We start from the raw sequence: 15797 nt of genomic DNA on the forward strand, positions 1-15797 counted from the left end.
TGCTCCTTTAAATTATGCACCGTTCTTCAAAGACTCAAGATACTCCCAGCGCTCAAAGGCTTGCTCAAGTTCTTGTTCAGCTTCGTTCAGATTAGCTAATACCTGTTGCGTTTGCTCATGCGGCTGACTGAAAAAAGCGGCGTCAGCTACCTGAGCTTGTAATGCTTCCAGTTTAGCTTCCAGTTCTTCAAGCAGCGCGGGGAGCAGCTCCAGTTCGCGCTGCAGTTTATAGCTTAGTTTGCTCGTGCTGCGTTTGACAATTTCTGCTTTAGGAGCAACGGTTTCCTCTGTTTTTTTCGCAACTGGCTGTTTAAACGCCACATACTGCGATTGCTGGCTGCGGGCATCATGATAACCGCCGACATAACGACCAATTTTACCGCCGCCTTCGAAGATCCAGCATTCGGTGACGGTATTATCCACAAACTGACGGTCGTGGCTCACCAGCAGCACGGTGCCCTGGTAGCTATCAATCAGCTCTTCAAGCAGTTCCAGCGTTTCGACGTCCAGATCGTTCGTTGGTTCATCGAGAATCAAAAGATTACTGGGTTTGAGAAAAAGACGCGCCAGCAGTAGGCGATTGCGTTCCCCACCAGAGAGCGCACGTACTGGCGTCATCGCCCGTTTCGGATGGAACAGGAAATCCTGGAGGTAGCCCAGCACATGGCGAGGTTTACCGTTAACCAGCACCTCTTGCTTACCCTCAGCAAGGTTGTCCATCACGGTTTTATCCGGATCCAGTTCGGCGCGGTGCTGATCGAAATACGCCACTTCCAGCTTCGTGCCGACGTGAATGCGTCCGCTGTCAGCCTGAAGCTGACCTAACATCAGCTTCAGCAGCGTTGTTTTACCGCAGCCGTTAGGTCCAATTAGCGCAATCTTGTCGCTACGTTGCACCTGCGCGGAGAAATCTTTTACCAGTTGCTTTCCATCAACCTGGTAATCAACATTCTCCATTTCGAAGACAATCTTGCCAGAGCGGCTCGCCTCTTCGACCTGCATCTTCGCCGTGCCCATCACTTCGCGACGTTCGCCACGCTCGCGACGCATGGCTTTCAGCGCCCGCACGCGGCCTTCATTACGGGTACGACGCGCTTTGATGCCCTGACGGATCCACACTTCTTCCTGCGCCAGCTTGCGATCAAATTCCGCGTTTTGGAGATCTTCCACCCGCAGCGCTTCTTCTTTATCCAGCAGATACTGATCGTAGTTCCCCGGATAGGTCACCAGCTTGCCGCGGTCGAGATCGACAATACGCGTCGCCATATTGCGAATAAATGAACGGTCGTGGGAAATGAAAATAATTGTCCCATTGAAGGATTTCAGGAACCCTTCCAGCCAGTCGATAGTTTCAATATCCAGGTGGTTAGTTGGTTCATCCAGCAGCAGTACGCGCGGGTTGCTCACTAACGCGCGGCCCAGCGCCGCCTTACGCAGCCAGCCGCCCGAAAGCGAAGAAAGCGCGGCGTTAGGATCCAGTCCCAGTTGTGCCAGCACTTCATTAATGCGGCTTTCGAGCTGCCACAGATTATGGTGATCGAGCATTTCCTGAACCCGCGCCATTTCATTCAGGTTTCTGTCGCTGGGATCGGTCATCACCAGGCGCGAAATATCGTGATAACGCTTCAGATATTCAGCCTGTTCCTCAATACCTTCGGCAACGAAGTCATAGACGCTGCCCTCAACATTACGCGGCGGATCCTGCTGCAGACGCGCCACAACCAGGTCCTGCTCATAAATAATACGCCCGTCGTCAAGACCCTGTTCACGGTTGAGGATCTTCATCAGCGTCGACTTACCTGCGCCATTACGGCCAACCAGACAGACGCGTTCGTTATCTTCGATATGCAGTTCTGCATTATCAAGAAGCGGCGCATCGCTGAACGACAGCCATGCACCATGCATACTGATCAATGACATTTATTTATCCTTTCAGGCTGCGGTAATCAGCCAGCAATTGTGGATCTGACGGTTACGGGCAAAGTCCTGGGAAAGCGTTTTTTGGGTGATTTCTTGTGCTTTTAATCCCAGTTCAGCCAGACCGTCGAGATCCATACGGAACCCACGCTTGTTGTTGGAGAACATGATCGTGCCGTCTTTACGCAGCAGACGTTTCAGATCTTTCATCAGCGCCAGATGATCGCGCTGTACATCAAACGAGTCTTCCATACGTTTTGAGTTAGAGAACGTCGGCGGATCGATGAAAATCAGATCAAACTGTTCATTGGCATCGCGCAGCCAGCCCAGGCAATCGGCCTGAATTAAACGGTGAGCGCGACCACTCAGGCCGTTCAGCCGCAGGTTACGCTCAGCCCACTCCAGGTAGGTACGCGACATATCAACCGTCGTGGTGCTACGCGCACCGCCCAGTCCGGCATGAACGCTGGCACTGCCGGTGTAGGAGAACAGGTTAAGGAAATCCTTACCTTTACTCATCTGGCCCAGCATGCGGCGCGCAATACGGTGATCGAGGAACAAACCGGTATCAAGATAGTCTGTCAGGTTGACCCACAGGCGGGCGTTGTACTCACTTACCTCAATGAATTCACCCTTCTCATTCATCTTCTGATACTGGTTCTTCCCTTTCTGCCGTTCACGGGTTTTCAGCACCAGTTTATTTGGCGCGATTTCCAGGACCGACAACGTTGCGGCAATGATATCGAACAGGCGTTGACGTGCTTTTTGCGCATCGACCGTCTTCGGCGGAGCGTATTCCTGAACCACGACCCACTCACCGTAACGGTCCACTGCAACGTTGTATTCCGGCAGGTCAGCATCATACAGGCGATAGCATTCAATTCCTTCCTGACGCGCCCATTTTTCCAGCTTCTTGATATTCTTGCGCAGGCGATTGGCATAATCTTCCGCGACCGTGGCTGGCTTGCTGTCCGCAGTGGTCTCTGCAACGTGATAGTTTTTCTGTACGCAATCCAGCGGACCGTTTTTCGCTTTGAACTGCTTATCAGCGCGCAATTGCAGGCTGCTGAGCAAATCCGGAGAGGCGCTGAACAGCGACAAATTCCAGCCGCCAAACTGGTTTTTCATCGTACGGCCCAGCAAGCTATGCAGGGCAATCAGCGCCGGTTCGCTATCCAGACGTTCGCCGTAGGGCGGGTTACTGATCACCGTACCATACGGTCCCTTCGGCAGTGGATTACTCAGTTTGGCGACATCTTTAACGTCAAATGTCATCAGATCGGCAATACCTGCGCGGCGGGCGTTACTACGCGCTTTTTCAATCACGCGCGCATCGCTGTCGGAGCCATAGAAGTGCGAAGTATAGTCAGCTAGTCCCTTACGCGCACGCACCTGAGCTTCGGCTTTAACCTCTTGCCAGACGGCTTCATCGTGCTGTGCCCAACCGCTAAAGCCCCAGTACCCGCGGTGCAGGCCCGGCGCGCGATCGGTTGCCCACATCGCCGCTTCAATCAGCAGCGTGCCGGAGCCGCACATCGGATCGAGTAACGGTGTGCCCGGCTGCCAGCCAGAACGCATAACAATAGCGGCGGCCAGCGTCTCTTTAATCGGCGCCTGACCCGCGCGATCGCGATAACCGCGCTGATGCAAACCGTCACCGCTCAGATCGAGTGCAATGCTGGCGGTATCTTTGTTCAACCAGACGTTGATTCGCAGATCCGGAGATTCACGATCCACATTTGGACGCGGCAGATTTTTGCGGGTAAAAGCATCGACAATCGCATCCTTGACCTTCAACGCACCGTACTGGCTGTTACGAATGGTCTCGTTCAGGCCGCTAAAATGGACGGCAAACGTAGCACCAGGATTAAATATCTCTGTCCAGTCGATTGCCTGAACGCCGAGGTACAGATCAAGATCGCTGTAGACCTTGCACTCTCCCATCGGCAGGATAATGCGCGAGGCCAGGCGGCTCCACATCAGGCTCTGGTAAACAAGCCGCGTGTCGCCCTTAAAATGGACCCCACCCTGAACGACCTGACACTCCAGCGCGCCGAGGTTTTCCAGTTCAGTTTTTAACAGCTCTTCCAGCCCGCGGGCCGTACTGGCAAACAGAGAATTCATAATGTCACTTTTACTCCTAGAAAATTGCTGCGCATTATAGCTAATATGGGCTGTATGTCATAAAGTTGAAGGCTTATTTTCGTTCAAGGGGCTGTGCAGTGGTAACGTTGACCCGACTTTTTATTCATCCGGTTAAATCAATGCGTGGAATTGGACTCACGCACGCCCTGGCAGACGTGAGCGGTCTCGCCCTGGATCGTATATTTATGATTACCGAACCCGACGGGACGTTCATTACCGCCCGACAGTTCCCGCAAATGGTCCGCTTTACCCCTTCCCCTTTCCACGATGGACTTCATCTCACGGCTCCAGACGGCAGCAGTGCGCTCGTGCGATTCGCAGACTTCGCCACCCAGGATGCGCCGACTGAAGTGTGGGGAAACCATTTTACCGCGCGTATTGCGCCAGCGGCTATCAACCTGTGGCTGAGCGGCTTTTTCTCCCGTGACGTGCAGTTGCGCTGGGTGGGTCCGCAACTGACACGCCGGGTGAAGCGCCACGCTGATGTTCCTTTGTCCTTCGCCGATGGTTATCCCTACCTGCTGGCCAACGAAGCATCTCTGCGCGATGTGCAACAGCGCTGTCCGGCAAGCGTCAAAATGGAACAGTTTCGCCCCAATCTGGTGGTTTCGGGGGCTGACGCATGGGCAGAAGACACGTGGAAAGTGATTCGCATTGGCGACGTCATTTTTGATGTGGCAAAACCCTGTAGCCGCTGCATTTTCACTACCGTTAGCCCAGAAAAAGGCCAGAAACATCCGTCTGGCGAGCCGCTCGCCACGCTGCAAACCTTCCGGACAGCGGTGGATAACGGCGACGTCGATTTCGGCCAGAATCTTATCGCACGCAACAGCGGCGTTATTCGCGTCGGCGATGAGGTAGAGATTTTGGCAACCGGTCCCGCCAGAGCTTACGGTGCGGCGGAGCCAGACGATACCGCACTGGAACAACAGCCCGATGCCACGGTACTTATTGACTGGCAGGGCCAGACCTTTCGCGGAAATAATCAGCAGGTATTGCTTGAACAGCTGGAAAACCAGGGTATCCGGGTGCCCTATTCATGCCGGGCAGGAATTTGCGGATGCTGTCGAATTCGACTGTTGGAAGGCGAAGTTAGTCCGCTGAAAAAATCAGCGATTGGGGATGACGGGACGATTCTGTGCTGCAGTTGCGTTCCCAAAACGACAATCAGGCTGGAGAGTTAAACCGCCTGTTCAAGGCTGAAACTGTCGGCAATAACCTGCGGTTTCAGTCTGTCATTCATTATTTTAATCGCGTCGCCAAGCTGCATTGTGCGCCCGGCAATAACCACACCAGGTTGTGCAAGCAGACAAAGCGCGGCATTTTCACCCGGTTCAACCACTAACAGGTTTACCTGTTCATCCGTATCGCTTAAATCCACACAAGCAGCATCCCCCACGACTGGCGACCAGTTAATACCGTGTGCGACAAAGTGCCAGCTTTTTGGCATTTGCGGTTTAAGGTAACGAATCGCCACCAGCGCATTAAGCACCAGTTCCGCCTTTTGCTCTTTGGCTAAATCCAGGTAGCGACATTTTTCTTCAAAGGAAAAATAAAGCGCGGCGTCATCAACACAAAAACCCGACGGAGAAAATGCATCCGGAGTGAGCATTTTACGAGCAAAACGCGAACGGAATAACATGCCATTGGCTAAATCGAGCATCATACGATCGTGCTCTTCATCATAATACCAGCGCCAGTTATCGTCGGGTTTAATTCGCATCAGTTTCTCTCCTTTCCTTAATCATCACCATTACGACAGTATCCTTTTGCCGCTTCGTTTATTGCCTTAATAATAAAAGCTCAGAATGTTTAAATAAGCAACAGTAAAGGAATATAAAACAACCAGGGCCAGAAATAAAGCCCTGGATTGTGATTAAGGTAGCATTCAGATATTGGTGACGATTTCTTTAATCAACGGTGGGCCTTTAAAAATAAAGCCCGAATAAATCTGTACCAAAGAAGCACCGGCAGCTATTTTCTCACGCGCGGCGATTACTGAGTCGATACCACCAACCCCAATAATCGGCAGCTGACCTTTTAATTCCTGAGACAACTGGCGAATAATTTCTGTACTTTTTAATTGTAACGGTCGACCGCTCAGGCCACCCATTTGATCGCAATTTTTCATTCCCTGAACGAGAGAACGATCGAGAGTGGTGTTAGTCGCAATTACGCCATCAATATTATGACGAACTAAACTGTCAGCAACCTGGATCAGTTCTTCCACAGAAAGATCCGGTGCGATCTTAACCGCCACTGGAACATATTTATGGTGGATCTCTTGCAGATCATTTTGCTTATTTTTAATTGCCGTCAGAAGATCATCCAGCGCCTCACCATATTGCAGCGTACGTAATCCCGGCGTATTCGGTGAAGAGATATTAATCGCGATATAACCAGCATAAGCATAGACTTTTTCCATACAAATCAGATAGTCATCTTTGCCGTTCTCTACCGGAGTATCTTTATTCTTACCAATATTAATCCCCAGAATACCGTCAAAATGCGATTTTTTGACGTTCTCAACCAGGTTATCAACCCCCAGGTTATTAAACCCCATGCGGTTGATCAAACCTTCTGCATCGACCAGACGAAACAGACGTGGTTTATCATTACCCGGCTGAGGACGCGGCGTCACGGTACCAATCTCAATGGAACCAAATCCCATCGCGCCGAGCGCATCAATGCACTCCCCGTCTTTATCCAGTCCGGCAGCAAGCCCGAGTGGATTTTTAAACGTCAGCCCCATACAGGTAACCGGTTTTGCGGGTACTTTCTGGCGGACAAGCGCTTCGAGCGGCGTGCCGGTAATGCGACGTAATTGCTGGAATGTCAATTCATGAGCGCGCTCTGGATCGAGCTGGAAAAGGGCTTTACGAACGAAGGGGTAGTACATGAACTCTCCTGGATTCCCGGTGTGCAAACCGGGGGCGTATTATGTGCGATCGCGAGCAAAAAGGGAATTGACCTGCGGCAATAAATAGCAATCGTTTTCCTGCTTCCTCCTTTTTATTCATTTTTCAACTTTTCTATCCCGTATAAATCATTTCGATAAACAAAGTCTCTCTGCCAGACTGCACAAATTGTTATCAATGTTAATCAAAAGCAAACAATTGGTTATAAGTGGAGAATAAAATTATGCGCGTCATCACTCTGGCGGGAAGCCCACGCTTTCCCTCTCGCTCCAGCGCGTTGCTGGAATATGCCCGAGAAAAATTGAACGGCCAGGATGTCGAAGTCTTTCACTGGAACCTGCACAACTTTGCCCCGGAAGACCTGATCTATGCCCGTTTTGACAGTCCGGCGCTGAAGACATTTATCGAACAACTACAGGATGCAGACGGGCTGATTGTCGCAACGCCGGTCTACAAAGCCGCTTACTCTGGCGCACTGAAAACGCTGCTCGATCTGCTCCCCGAGCGGGCGCTGGAAGGAAAAGTGGTTTTGCCGCTGGCGACTGGCGGCAGCGTGGCGCATTTACTGGCCGTCGATTACGCGCTGAAACCGGTGCTGAGCGCGTTAAAGGCTCAGGAGATCCTGCACGGCGTGTTTGCCGATGATTCACAGGTCATCGACTATCAGCATAAACCGCAGTTTACGCCCAACCTGCAGCAGCGCCTGGACAGTGCGCTCGACACTTTCTGGCTGGCGTTGCATCGTCGCGATCTCCAACTCCCGCAACTGAACGCCCTGCGAGGTGCCGCCCATGCTTAATCTGCTCAAGCGTCACACCTCATGGCTGGCATTTACCGGGCTGCTGTCCCTGTCATCCTTGGCGCATGCCGCAGAATCGGCTCCGGATGCCCTGCGCATTGGGTATCAGAAAGGAAGCGTCAGCATGGTGCTGGCAAAAAGTCATCAGCTACTGGAGAAACGCTACCCACAGACCAAAATCTCGTGGATTGAGTTCCCGGCTGGACCGCAAATGCTGGAAGCACTCAATATCGGCAGTATCGATCTCGGCAGTACCGGTGACATTCCGCCAATTTTCGCCCAGGCCGCCGGAGCCGATCTGGTTTATGTGGGCGTCGAACCGCCCAAACCGAAAGCCGAAGTGATTCTGGTGCCGAAAAATAGCCCGATCCAGAGCGTTGCGCAGCTCAAAGGGCATAAAGTCGCCTTCCAGAAAGGTTCCAGCGCCCACAATTTACTGCTCCGGGCGCTGCAACAGGCAGGGTTGAAATTTACCGATATTCAACCGACTTATCTGACCCCCGCCGATGCGCGAGCGGCCTTCCAGCAAGGAAACGTCGATGCGTGGGCTATCTGGGATCCCTACTATTCGGCCGCATTACTGCAAGGTGATGTGCGCGTGCTGAAAGACGGCTCAGACCTCAAGCAGACCGGTTCGTTTTATCTCGCTGCACGTCCTTATGCCGAAAAAAATAGCGCTTTTGTTCTTGGCGTACTGGATACCTTTAGCCAGGCGGATGCGTTAACTCTCAGCCAACGCCAGCAAAGTATTACTCTGCTGGCTAAAACCATGGGTCTGCCCGAGCCGGTAATTGCGTCTTATCTGGATCACCGTCCGCCAACCACCATTACGCCCGTCAGCGCCTCGGTTGCCGCCCTACAACAACAAACCGCGGATCTGTTTTATGACAACCGTCTGGTGCCGAAAAAAATCGATATTCGCCAGCGTATCTGGCAACCCACTCAGCAGGCAGGAGAAAAATTATGAGTCTGAACATGTTCTGGTTTTTACCCACCCACGGTGACGGTCATTATCTGGGGACGGAAGAAGGTTCGCGCCCGGTCGATCACGGTTATTTGCAACAAATTGCGCAAACAGCCGATCGTCTGGGATTTACTGGCGTTCTGATCCCAACCGGTCGCTCCTGTGAAGATGCCTGGCTGGTCGCCGCGTCGATGATCCCGGTCACCCAGCGATTAAAGTTTCTGGTCGCGCTTCGTCCAAGCGTAACCTCGCCGACGGTCGCCGCCCGCCAGGCTGCGACGCTCGACAGACTCTCTAACGGCCGGGCGTTATTCAACCTGGTAACCGGCAGCGATCCACAAGAGCTGGCGGGTGACGGCGTGTTCCTTGATCACACCGAGCGCTATGAAGCCTCTGCTGAATTCACTCAGGTCTGGCGGCGTTTGCTGCAAGGTGAAACCGTGGATTTCAACGGCAAACACATTCATGTCCGCGGCGCGAAACTGTTTTTCCCTCCTGTACAACAACCCCGGCCACCGCTTTATTTCGGCGGTTCGTCTGATGTCGCACAAGATCTTGCTGCCGAGCAGGTTGATCTCTATCTGACCTGGGGCGAGCCGCCTGAACAGGTGAAAGAGAAGATTGAACAGGTGCGGGCCAAAGCGGCGGCGCTCGGGCGCAAGATCCGCTTTGGTATTCGTCTGCATGTGATCGTCCGGGAGACAACGCAAGAGGCGTGGCAGGCAGCGGATCGTCTGATAGCCCATCTGGATGACGACACCATTGCCAAAGCCCAGGCCGCCTTCTCAAGAACGGATTCGGTTGGTCAGCAGCGAATGGCTGCACTGCACAACGGTAAACGCGACAAACTGGAAATCAGCCCGAACTTGTGGGCAGGAGTAGGACTGGTGCGCGGTGGCGCGGGTACCGCGCTGGTCGGAGATGGTCCAACGGTCGCGGCGCGTATCAACGAGTATGCCGCACTGGGAATCGACAGTTTTGTGTTGTCCGGGTATCCACATCTGGAAGAGGCATACAAGGTTGGCGAGCTGCTGTTCCCACATCTGGATGTCGCTATACCAGAAATTCCACAGCCGCAGCGCCAGCATCAACAAGGCGAAGCGGTGGCAAACGAATTTATCCCACGCAAAATCGCGCAAAGCTAAGGAGCCTGCTGATGGCAACGCCGAAAAACAGGTGGTTACTGCGCCTCGCGCCCTGGTTTTTACCGGTTGGGTTGGTCGCGCTCTGGCAGCTCGCATCATCAATGGGCTGGTTGTCCACCCGCATCCTGCCCTCTCCGGAGGGCGTTGTCGAAGCCTTCTGGACGCTTTCCGCCAGCGGCGAGCTTTGGCAGCATCTGGCGATCAGCTCCTGGCGCGCGCTGGTAGGCTTCTCCATCGGCGGATCGATTGGCCTGACGCTGGGACTGATTAGCGGTCTTTCGCGGTGGGGAGAACGCCTGCTGGATACTTCGGTGCAGATGCTGCGTAACGTGCCGCATCTGGCGCTGATCCCACTGGTGATTTTGTGGTTCGGCATTGATGAATCCGCCAAGATCTTTCTCGTCGCGCTGGGCACGCTTTTTCCGATTTACATCAACACCTGGCATGGGATCCGCAATATCGATCGCGGTCTGGTAGAGATGGCTCGCAGCTATGGGTTGTCTGGTTTTTCACTATTTATTCATGTGATCCTCCCCGGCGCCCTGCCCTCGATTATGGTTGGCGTGCGTTTTGCTCTCGGGCTGATGTGGTTAACGCTTATTGTCGCGGAAACCATTTCAGCCAATGCCGGCATTGGTTACCTGGCAATGAACGCCCGCGAATTTCTGCAAACCGATGTGGTCGTGGTGGCCATTATTCTCTACGCCCTGCTCGGCAAACTTGCCGACGTCAGCGCCCAATGGCTGGAGCGGATCTGGCTGCGCTGGAACCCGGCTTACCATGTGAAGGAGGCTACCGTATGAATACCGCTCGCCTAAACCAAGGCACGCCGCTTTTACTGAGTGCCGTGACGAAACAATACGCCGCCAATACGGTGCTCAATCAGTTAGATTTGCACATTCAGGCCGGACAGTTTGTTGCCGTGGTTGGCCGCAGCGGAGGAGGTAAAAGCACGCTACTGCGTCTGCTGGCTGGGCTGGAGTCTCCCACCTCAGGTGCATTACTTGCCGGAACCACCCCGCTGGCAGAAATTCAGGAGGATACGCGAATGATGTTTCAGGATGCGCGTCTGCTGCCCTGGAAGACGGTTATCGATAATGTGGGTCTGGGTCTGAAAGGTCACTGGCGCGATGCGGCCCGGGACGCGCTGGCCGCAGTTGGGCTGGAGAATCGTGCTCAGGAATGGCCTGCCGCCCTGTCCGGTGGACAAAAACAGCGCGTGGCCCTGGCGCGGGCATTAATTCATCGCCCCGGTCTGCTGCTGCTGGATGAACCCCTCGGTGCGCTGGATGCCTTAACCCGCCTTGAAATGCAGGAGCTGATTGTCTCTTTATGGCAAGAGCACGGCTTTACCGTACTGCTGGTCACCCATGACGTCAGTGAGGCGGTGGCAATGGCCGATCGCGTGTTGCTTATTGAAGATGGAAAAATCGGACTGGATTTAACGGTGGATATTGCGCGACCACGCCGGATTGGTTCGGTGCGTCTGGCAGAGCTGGAAGCAGAAGTGTTGAACCGGGTAATGCAGCGTAGCGAAACGGAACAGCCGATCCGCCGGCATGGATAAGCATTCAGAAAAATCAGGCCCAGTAAGCGCAAGCGCCACCGGGCCTTTTGCCGGATAGCGGCGTTACCGCCTAATCCGGCTTACAAAACGACAGGTCAACGATTCAGGCTAACGCTTTGGTTACCTTCTCGAACAGATCGCCGGAGAGATTCTCCAGACCTTTCAGCTGTTCCAGCGCCGCGCGCATCTGCGTCTGACGTTTTGCATCATACCGTTTTAAGCGAATCAGCGGCTCAATCAGACGTGACGCCACCTGCGGGTTACGGCTATTGAGTTCAGTCAGCATGTCGACCAGGAACTGATAGCCGCTGCCATCTTCCGCATGGAATGCCGCCGGGTTGCTGCCCGCAAAGGCGCCAATCAGAGATCGGATTCGGTTCGGGTTACTCATACTGAAGGAACGGTGCTTCAGTAAGCCACGTACCGTTTCCAGCACGTTTATCGCCGGGCTGGTGGATTGCAGGATAAACCATTTGTCCATCACCAGACCGTCATGATGCCACTTATCGTCATACTCCTGCATTAGCGTGTCGCGGCAAGGCAGTTGCGCCGCGACTGCCGCGGACAGCGCCGCCAGCGCATCGGTCATATTGTTTGCTTCACGGTACTGCTTGCTGACCAGCGTGTCGGCCAGATGGGTTTCGCCAAAAGCCAGGAAACGCAGGCAGGCATTACGTAGCGTACGCTTGCCAATATCGGCATGCTCAACGCGGTACTCATCAAGATGATTAGCGTTATAGATGGCGAGGAATTCATCAGCCAGTTCGGCCGCCAGCGTGCGAGTTAACGCTTCACGTACTTCCGTTATCGCCACCGGATCGATGATGTCGAACAGTTCAGCAATTTCATTCACCGAAGGCAGCGTCAGAATCTCTGCCGCCAGTGCCGGATCGATTTTCTCATCCAGCAAAATCGCCCGGAATGCATCGGCCACGTGTACCGGCAGCGACAGCGGCTGTCCCTGCTGATGGCGGGCTACGTTGAGCTTAATATAGGTCGCCAGCAAGCTTTGCGCCGCGTCCCAACGAGAGAAATCGTTACGCGCATGACGCATCAGGAAGGTCAGTTGCTGATCGCTCCATTTGTATTCCAGTTTTACCGGTGCGGAGAATTCGCACAGCAGTGCCGGAACCGGCTGGAAGTAGACGTTATCGAAGACAAACGTCTGCTCAGCCTGAGTGACATTGAGTACGGAATTCACCGGGTGTCCGCCTTTTTGCAGCGGGATCACTTTCCCTTCGTTGTCATACAACTCGAGGGCGAAAGGAATATGCAGCGGCTGTTTTTCGGCCTGATCCGGCGTGACCGGCGTGCGCTGGCTGATAGTCAGCGTGTACTGCTCAGTGGATGGATTGTAGTCATCACGCACGGTCAGAATCGGCGTACCGGACTGACTGTACCAGCGGCGGAAATGCGAAAGATCGACGTTGGACGCATCTTCCATCGCCTGCACGAAATCATCACAGGTTGCAGCGCTGCCGTCATGACGCTCAAAGTACAACTGCATCCCTTTCTGGAAGTTAGCCTCACCGAGCAGGGTGTGGATCATACGAATAACTTCAGCGCCCTTTTCGTACACGGTCAGGGTATAGAAGTTGTTCATTTCAATGACCATATCCGGACGGATAGGATGCGCCATTGGGCTGGCATCTTCGGCAAACTGCAGGCCGCGCATGGTGCGCACATTGCTGATCCGGTTTACCGCGCGTGAGCCGAGATCGGAACTGAACTCCTGATCGCGGAACACGGTTAGCCCCTCTTTCAGGCTCAACTGGAACCAGTCGCGACAGGTCACGCGGTTGCCGGTCCAGTTGTGGAAATATTCGTGACCGATGACGCGCTCAATATCGAGGTAGTCTTTGTCGGTGGCGGTATCGGTACGTGCCAGCACATATTTGGAGTTAAAGATGTTCAGACCTTTATTCTCCATCGCCCCCATGTTGAAGAAATCGACCGCGACAATCATATAAATGTCGAGGTCATATTCGAGGCCAAAGCGCTCTTCATCCCATTTCATGGAGTTTTTCAGCGAGGTCATCGCCCACGGCGCGCGGTCCAGGTTGCCGCGATCGACGTACAGTTCCAGCGACACTTCACGCCCGGAACGGGTGGTAAAGGTGTCGCGCAGGACGTCGAAATCACCGGCTACCAGCGCAAACAGATAACACGGTTTCGGGAACGGATCCTGCCACTGTACCCAGTGACGACCATTTTCCAGTTCCCCCTGCGCCACGCGGTTACCGTTGGAGAGCAGGAACGGATATTGGGTTTTATCGGCGATAATTTTGGTGGTAAAACGCGCCAGGACATCCGGCCTGTCGAGATACCAGGTAATATGGCGGAACCCTTCCGCTTCACACTGGGTGCACAGCGCGTCGCCGGACTTGTACAGTCCTTCCAGCGCGGTATTGGCCGCCGGGCTAATTTCATTCACGATACGCAGCGTAAAACGTTCCGGCAGTTGACTGATGACCAGAGCGCCCTCTTCTTCTTTATACTCTGCCCACGGCTCGTCGTTCACGTGGATCGACACCAGGGTCAGATCTTCACCATTCAGGCGCAGGGGCGCATCGGACGCGCCATGACGGACAGCCTGGCTCACGGCGGTGACCACGGTTTTTTCAGCATCCAGGTCAAAGGTCAAGTCAATATCAGTAATCTGGTAATCCGGCGCACGATAGTCGTGACGGTATTTGGCTTGTGGCTGTTGTGTCATAAAAAAACCTTTAGCATCTTTGGTAGAGTCTCGGCTTCAGTCTATTCCTGTTGCGTAAATCGCGCTACGCAGAATGTTCATCTTTTCAGGTACAAACACCCTTTTTGCTACATTTTTATAACACGCGGCACGAATTGCCCTCGACCAGAAAGACAGCTTATGGTGTGATCGGGGTTCAATAAATCGCTAAACAAGGTATACTCCAGCGGTTTTCTTAGTTGTTTATTGTACTAAACGCTCCCGTGAGAGGATGCTACTGCGCACCTATGACACAATTCGCTTCTCCTGTTCTGCACTCGCTGCTGGATACAGACGCTTATAAGTTGCATATGCAGCAAGCCGTTTTTCACCACTACTATGATGTACAAGTAGCGGCTGAATTTCGTTGCCGTGGCGATGACCTGCTCGGTATTTATGCCGATTCTATTCGTGAGCAGGTGAATGCTATGCAACACCTGCGACTGCAGGAGGACGAGTACCAGTGGCTCTCCGACCTGCCTTTCTTTAAAGCTGATTACCTCACCTGGTTACGTGATTTCCGCTATAACCCGGAACAGGTTTGCGTCACCAATGATAACGGTAAGCTGAACATCCGCTTAACCGGGCCGTGGCGTGAAGTGATCATGTGGGAAGTCCCGCTGCTAGCGGTTATCAGTGAGATGGTACACCGTTACCGTTCGCCCGAATCAGGCGTCCCGCAGGCACTCGATGAGCTGGAAAGCAAACTAGTAGAATTCTCTGCTTTAACGAAAGATGTCGATATGTCCCGCTTCCATCTGATGGATTTCGGTACGCGTCGTCGTTTTTCACGTGAAGTACAGCAGGCTATTGTTAAACGCCTGCAGCGAGAGCCTTGGTTTGTCGGCACCAGTAACTACGATCTGGCCCGCCGCCTGTCATTAACCCCAATGGGCACGCAGGCGCATGAGTGGTTCCAAGCTCATCAGCAAATCAGCCCTGAGCTTGCCACCAGCCAGCGCGTTGCCCTGGCCGCCTGGTTAAATGAATATCCTGACCAACTCGGCATTGCGCTGACCGATTGCATCACCATGGATGCGTTTTTACGCGACTTTGGCGTCGAGTTTGCGACCCGCTATCAGGGTTTACGCCATGACTCAGGCGACCCGGTGGAATGGGGTGAAAAAGCCATCGCCCATTATGAAAAACTGGGCATTGATCCGCTGAGCAAAACGCTGGTGTTTTCAGATAACCTCGATTTGAAAAAAGCGATTGAGCTCTACCGCCACTTCTCTTCTCGTGTGCAGTTGAGTTTTGGTATTGGCACACGTTTAACCTGTGATATTCCCCAGGTTAAGCCGCTCAATATTGTAATCAAGCTGGTGGAATGTAACGGCAAACCTGTGGCGAAGTTATCTGATAGCCCGGGTAAAACCATCTGCCACGATAAAGCGTTCGTGCGCGCGCTACGCAAAGCCTTCGATTTGCCGCATATTAAAAAAGCCAGTTAAACCTTCCAGGGAGCCAGTTTGGCTCCCTTTTCACGCTAATTTCCGAAATCTTTCACTCCAGCTACGAATTCTGCTTGTCTGATTGCAGATGCCAGGTAACATAGGTATCCCCCCCATTACGGGTGGACATGTGTTTATATATCCGACTATTAACAGA

The 15797-nt window shown here is 53.3% G+C and carries 12 protein-coding genes; 7 read left to right on the top strand and 5 right to left on the bottom strand.

What is annotated here, in order from left to right:
• Positions 1-12 precede the first annotated feature (12 nt).
• Together ABIE10_RS06480 and rlmKL are read right to left on the bottom strand one after the other, a co-directional pair.
• Complete coding sequence (locus ABIE10_RS06480) at positions 13-1920, bottom strand: ABC transporter ATP-binding protein (RefSeq protein WP_016152476.1); 1908 nt, start codon at positions 1918-1920, stop codon at positions 13-15.
• Positions 1921-1932: 12 nt separating this feature from the next.
• A complete protein-coding gene (rlmKL, locus tag ABIE10_RS06485) occupies positions 1933-4041 on the bottom strand; it encodes a bifunctional 23S rRNA (guanine(2069)-N(7))-methyltransferase RlmK/23S rRNA (guanine(2445)-N(2))-methyltransferase RlmL (RefSeq protein ID WP_016152475.1) in 2109 nt (702 codons plus the stop codon).
• 98 nt (positions 4042-4139) lie between these two features.
• On the opposite strand from rlmKL, the gene ABIE10_RS06490 reads away from it, so the two are divergent.
• Positions 4140-5246: a YcbX family protein gene (locus ABIE10_RS06490; RefSeq protein ID WP_049042107.1), complete on the top strand. Its 1107-nt coding sequence runs from the start codon at positions 4140-4142 to the stop codon at positions 5244-5246.
• Here ABIE10_RS06490 and zapC read toward each other — a convergent pair.
• Complete coding sequence (gene zapC / locus ABIE10_RS06495) at positions 5243-5785, bottom strand: cell division protein ZapC (protein WP_016152473.1); 543 nt, start codon at positions 5783-5785, stop codon at positions 5243-5245. The two genes, ABIE10_RS06490 and zapC, sit on opposite strands and share 4 nt — an antisense overlap.
• 165 nt (positions 5786-5950) lie before the next feature.
• On the bottom strand, positions 5951-6961 hold the full coding sequence (gene pyrD, locus ABIE10_RS06500; protein ID WP_047501150.1) for a quinone-dependent dihydroorotate dehydrogenase: 1011 nt from the start codon (positions 6959-6961) through the stop codon (positions 5951-5953).
• A 242-nt stretch (positions 6962-7203) separates the two neighbouring features.
• Between pyrD and ssuE the strand changes: the two genes are divergently transcribed.
• From ssuE to ssuB, 5 genes are read left to right on the top strand one after another with little or no spacing between them, the layout of a single operon-like run.
• Positions 7204-7779: an NADPH-dependent FMN reductase gene (gene ssuE, locus ABIE10_RS06505; RefSeq protein WP_016152471.1), complete on the top strand. Its 576-nt coding sequence runs from the start codon at positions 7204-7206 to the stop codon at positions 7777-7779.
• Positions 7772-8746, top strand: coding sequence for a sulfonate ABC transporter substrate-binding protein (locus ABIE10_RS06510; protein WP_153690550.1), 975 nt, complete (start codon positions 7772-7774; stop codon positions 8744-8746). The genes ssuE and ABIE10_RS06510 overlap by 8 nt, the downstream gene beginning before the upstream one ends.
• Positions 8743-9888, top strand: a complete 1146-nt coding sequence (gene ssuD / locus ABIE10_RS06515) for an FMNH2-dependent alkanesulfonate monooxygenase (protein WP_016156131.1) — start codon at positions 8743-8745, stop codon at positions 9886-9888. The genes ABIE10_RS06510 and ssuD overlap by 4 nt, the downstream gene beginning before the upstream one ends.
• An 11-nt stretch (positions 9889-9899) precedes the next feature.
• On the top strand, positions 9900-10691 hold the full coding sequence (ssuC, locus tag ABIE10_RS06520; RefSeq protein WP_016156130.1) for an aliphatic sulfonate ABC transporter permease SsuC: 792 nt from the start codon (positions 9900-9902) through the stop codon (positions 10689-10691).
• On the top strand, positions 10688-11455 hold the full coding sequence (gene ssuB / locus ABIE10_RS06525) for an aliphatic sulfonates ABC transporter ATP-binding protein (RefSeq protein ID WP_016152467.1): 768 nt from the start codon (positions 10688-10690) through the stop codon (positions 11453-11455). The genes ssuC and ssuB overlap by 4 nt, the downstream gene beginning before the upstream one ends.
• Before the next feature lie 103 nt (positions 11456-11558).
• On the opposite strand, the gene pepN is transcribed toward ssuB, so the two are convergent.
• Entirely contained in the window at positions 11559-14171 is a 2613-nt protein-coding gene (gene pepN, locus ABIE10_RS06530) for an aminopeptidase N (protein WP_429155085.1), read from the bottom strand.
• Between the two features lie 266 nt (positions 14172-14437).
• On the opposite strand from pepN, the gene pncB reads away from it, so the two are divergent.
• Positions 14438-15640 carry a nicotinate phosphoribosyltransferase gene (gene pncB, locus ABIE10_RS06535; protein ID WP_047501156.1) on the top strand — a complete coding sequence of 401 codons (1203 nt, stop codon included), beginning with the start codon at positions 14438-14440 and terminating at the stop codon, positions 15638-15640.
• Positions 15641-15797: the final 157 nt, after the last annotated feature.

It is taken from the genome of Citrobacter sp. 506 (assembly GCF_050434985.1).
GTDB lineage: Bacteria > Pseudomonadota > Gammaproteobacteria > Enterobacterales > Enterobacteriaceae > Citrobacter > Citrobacter braakii.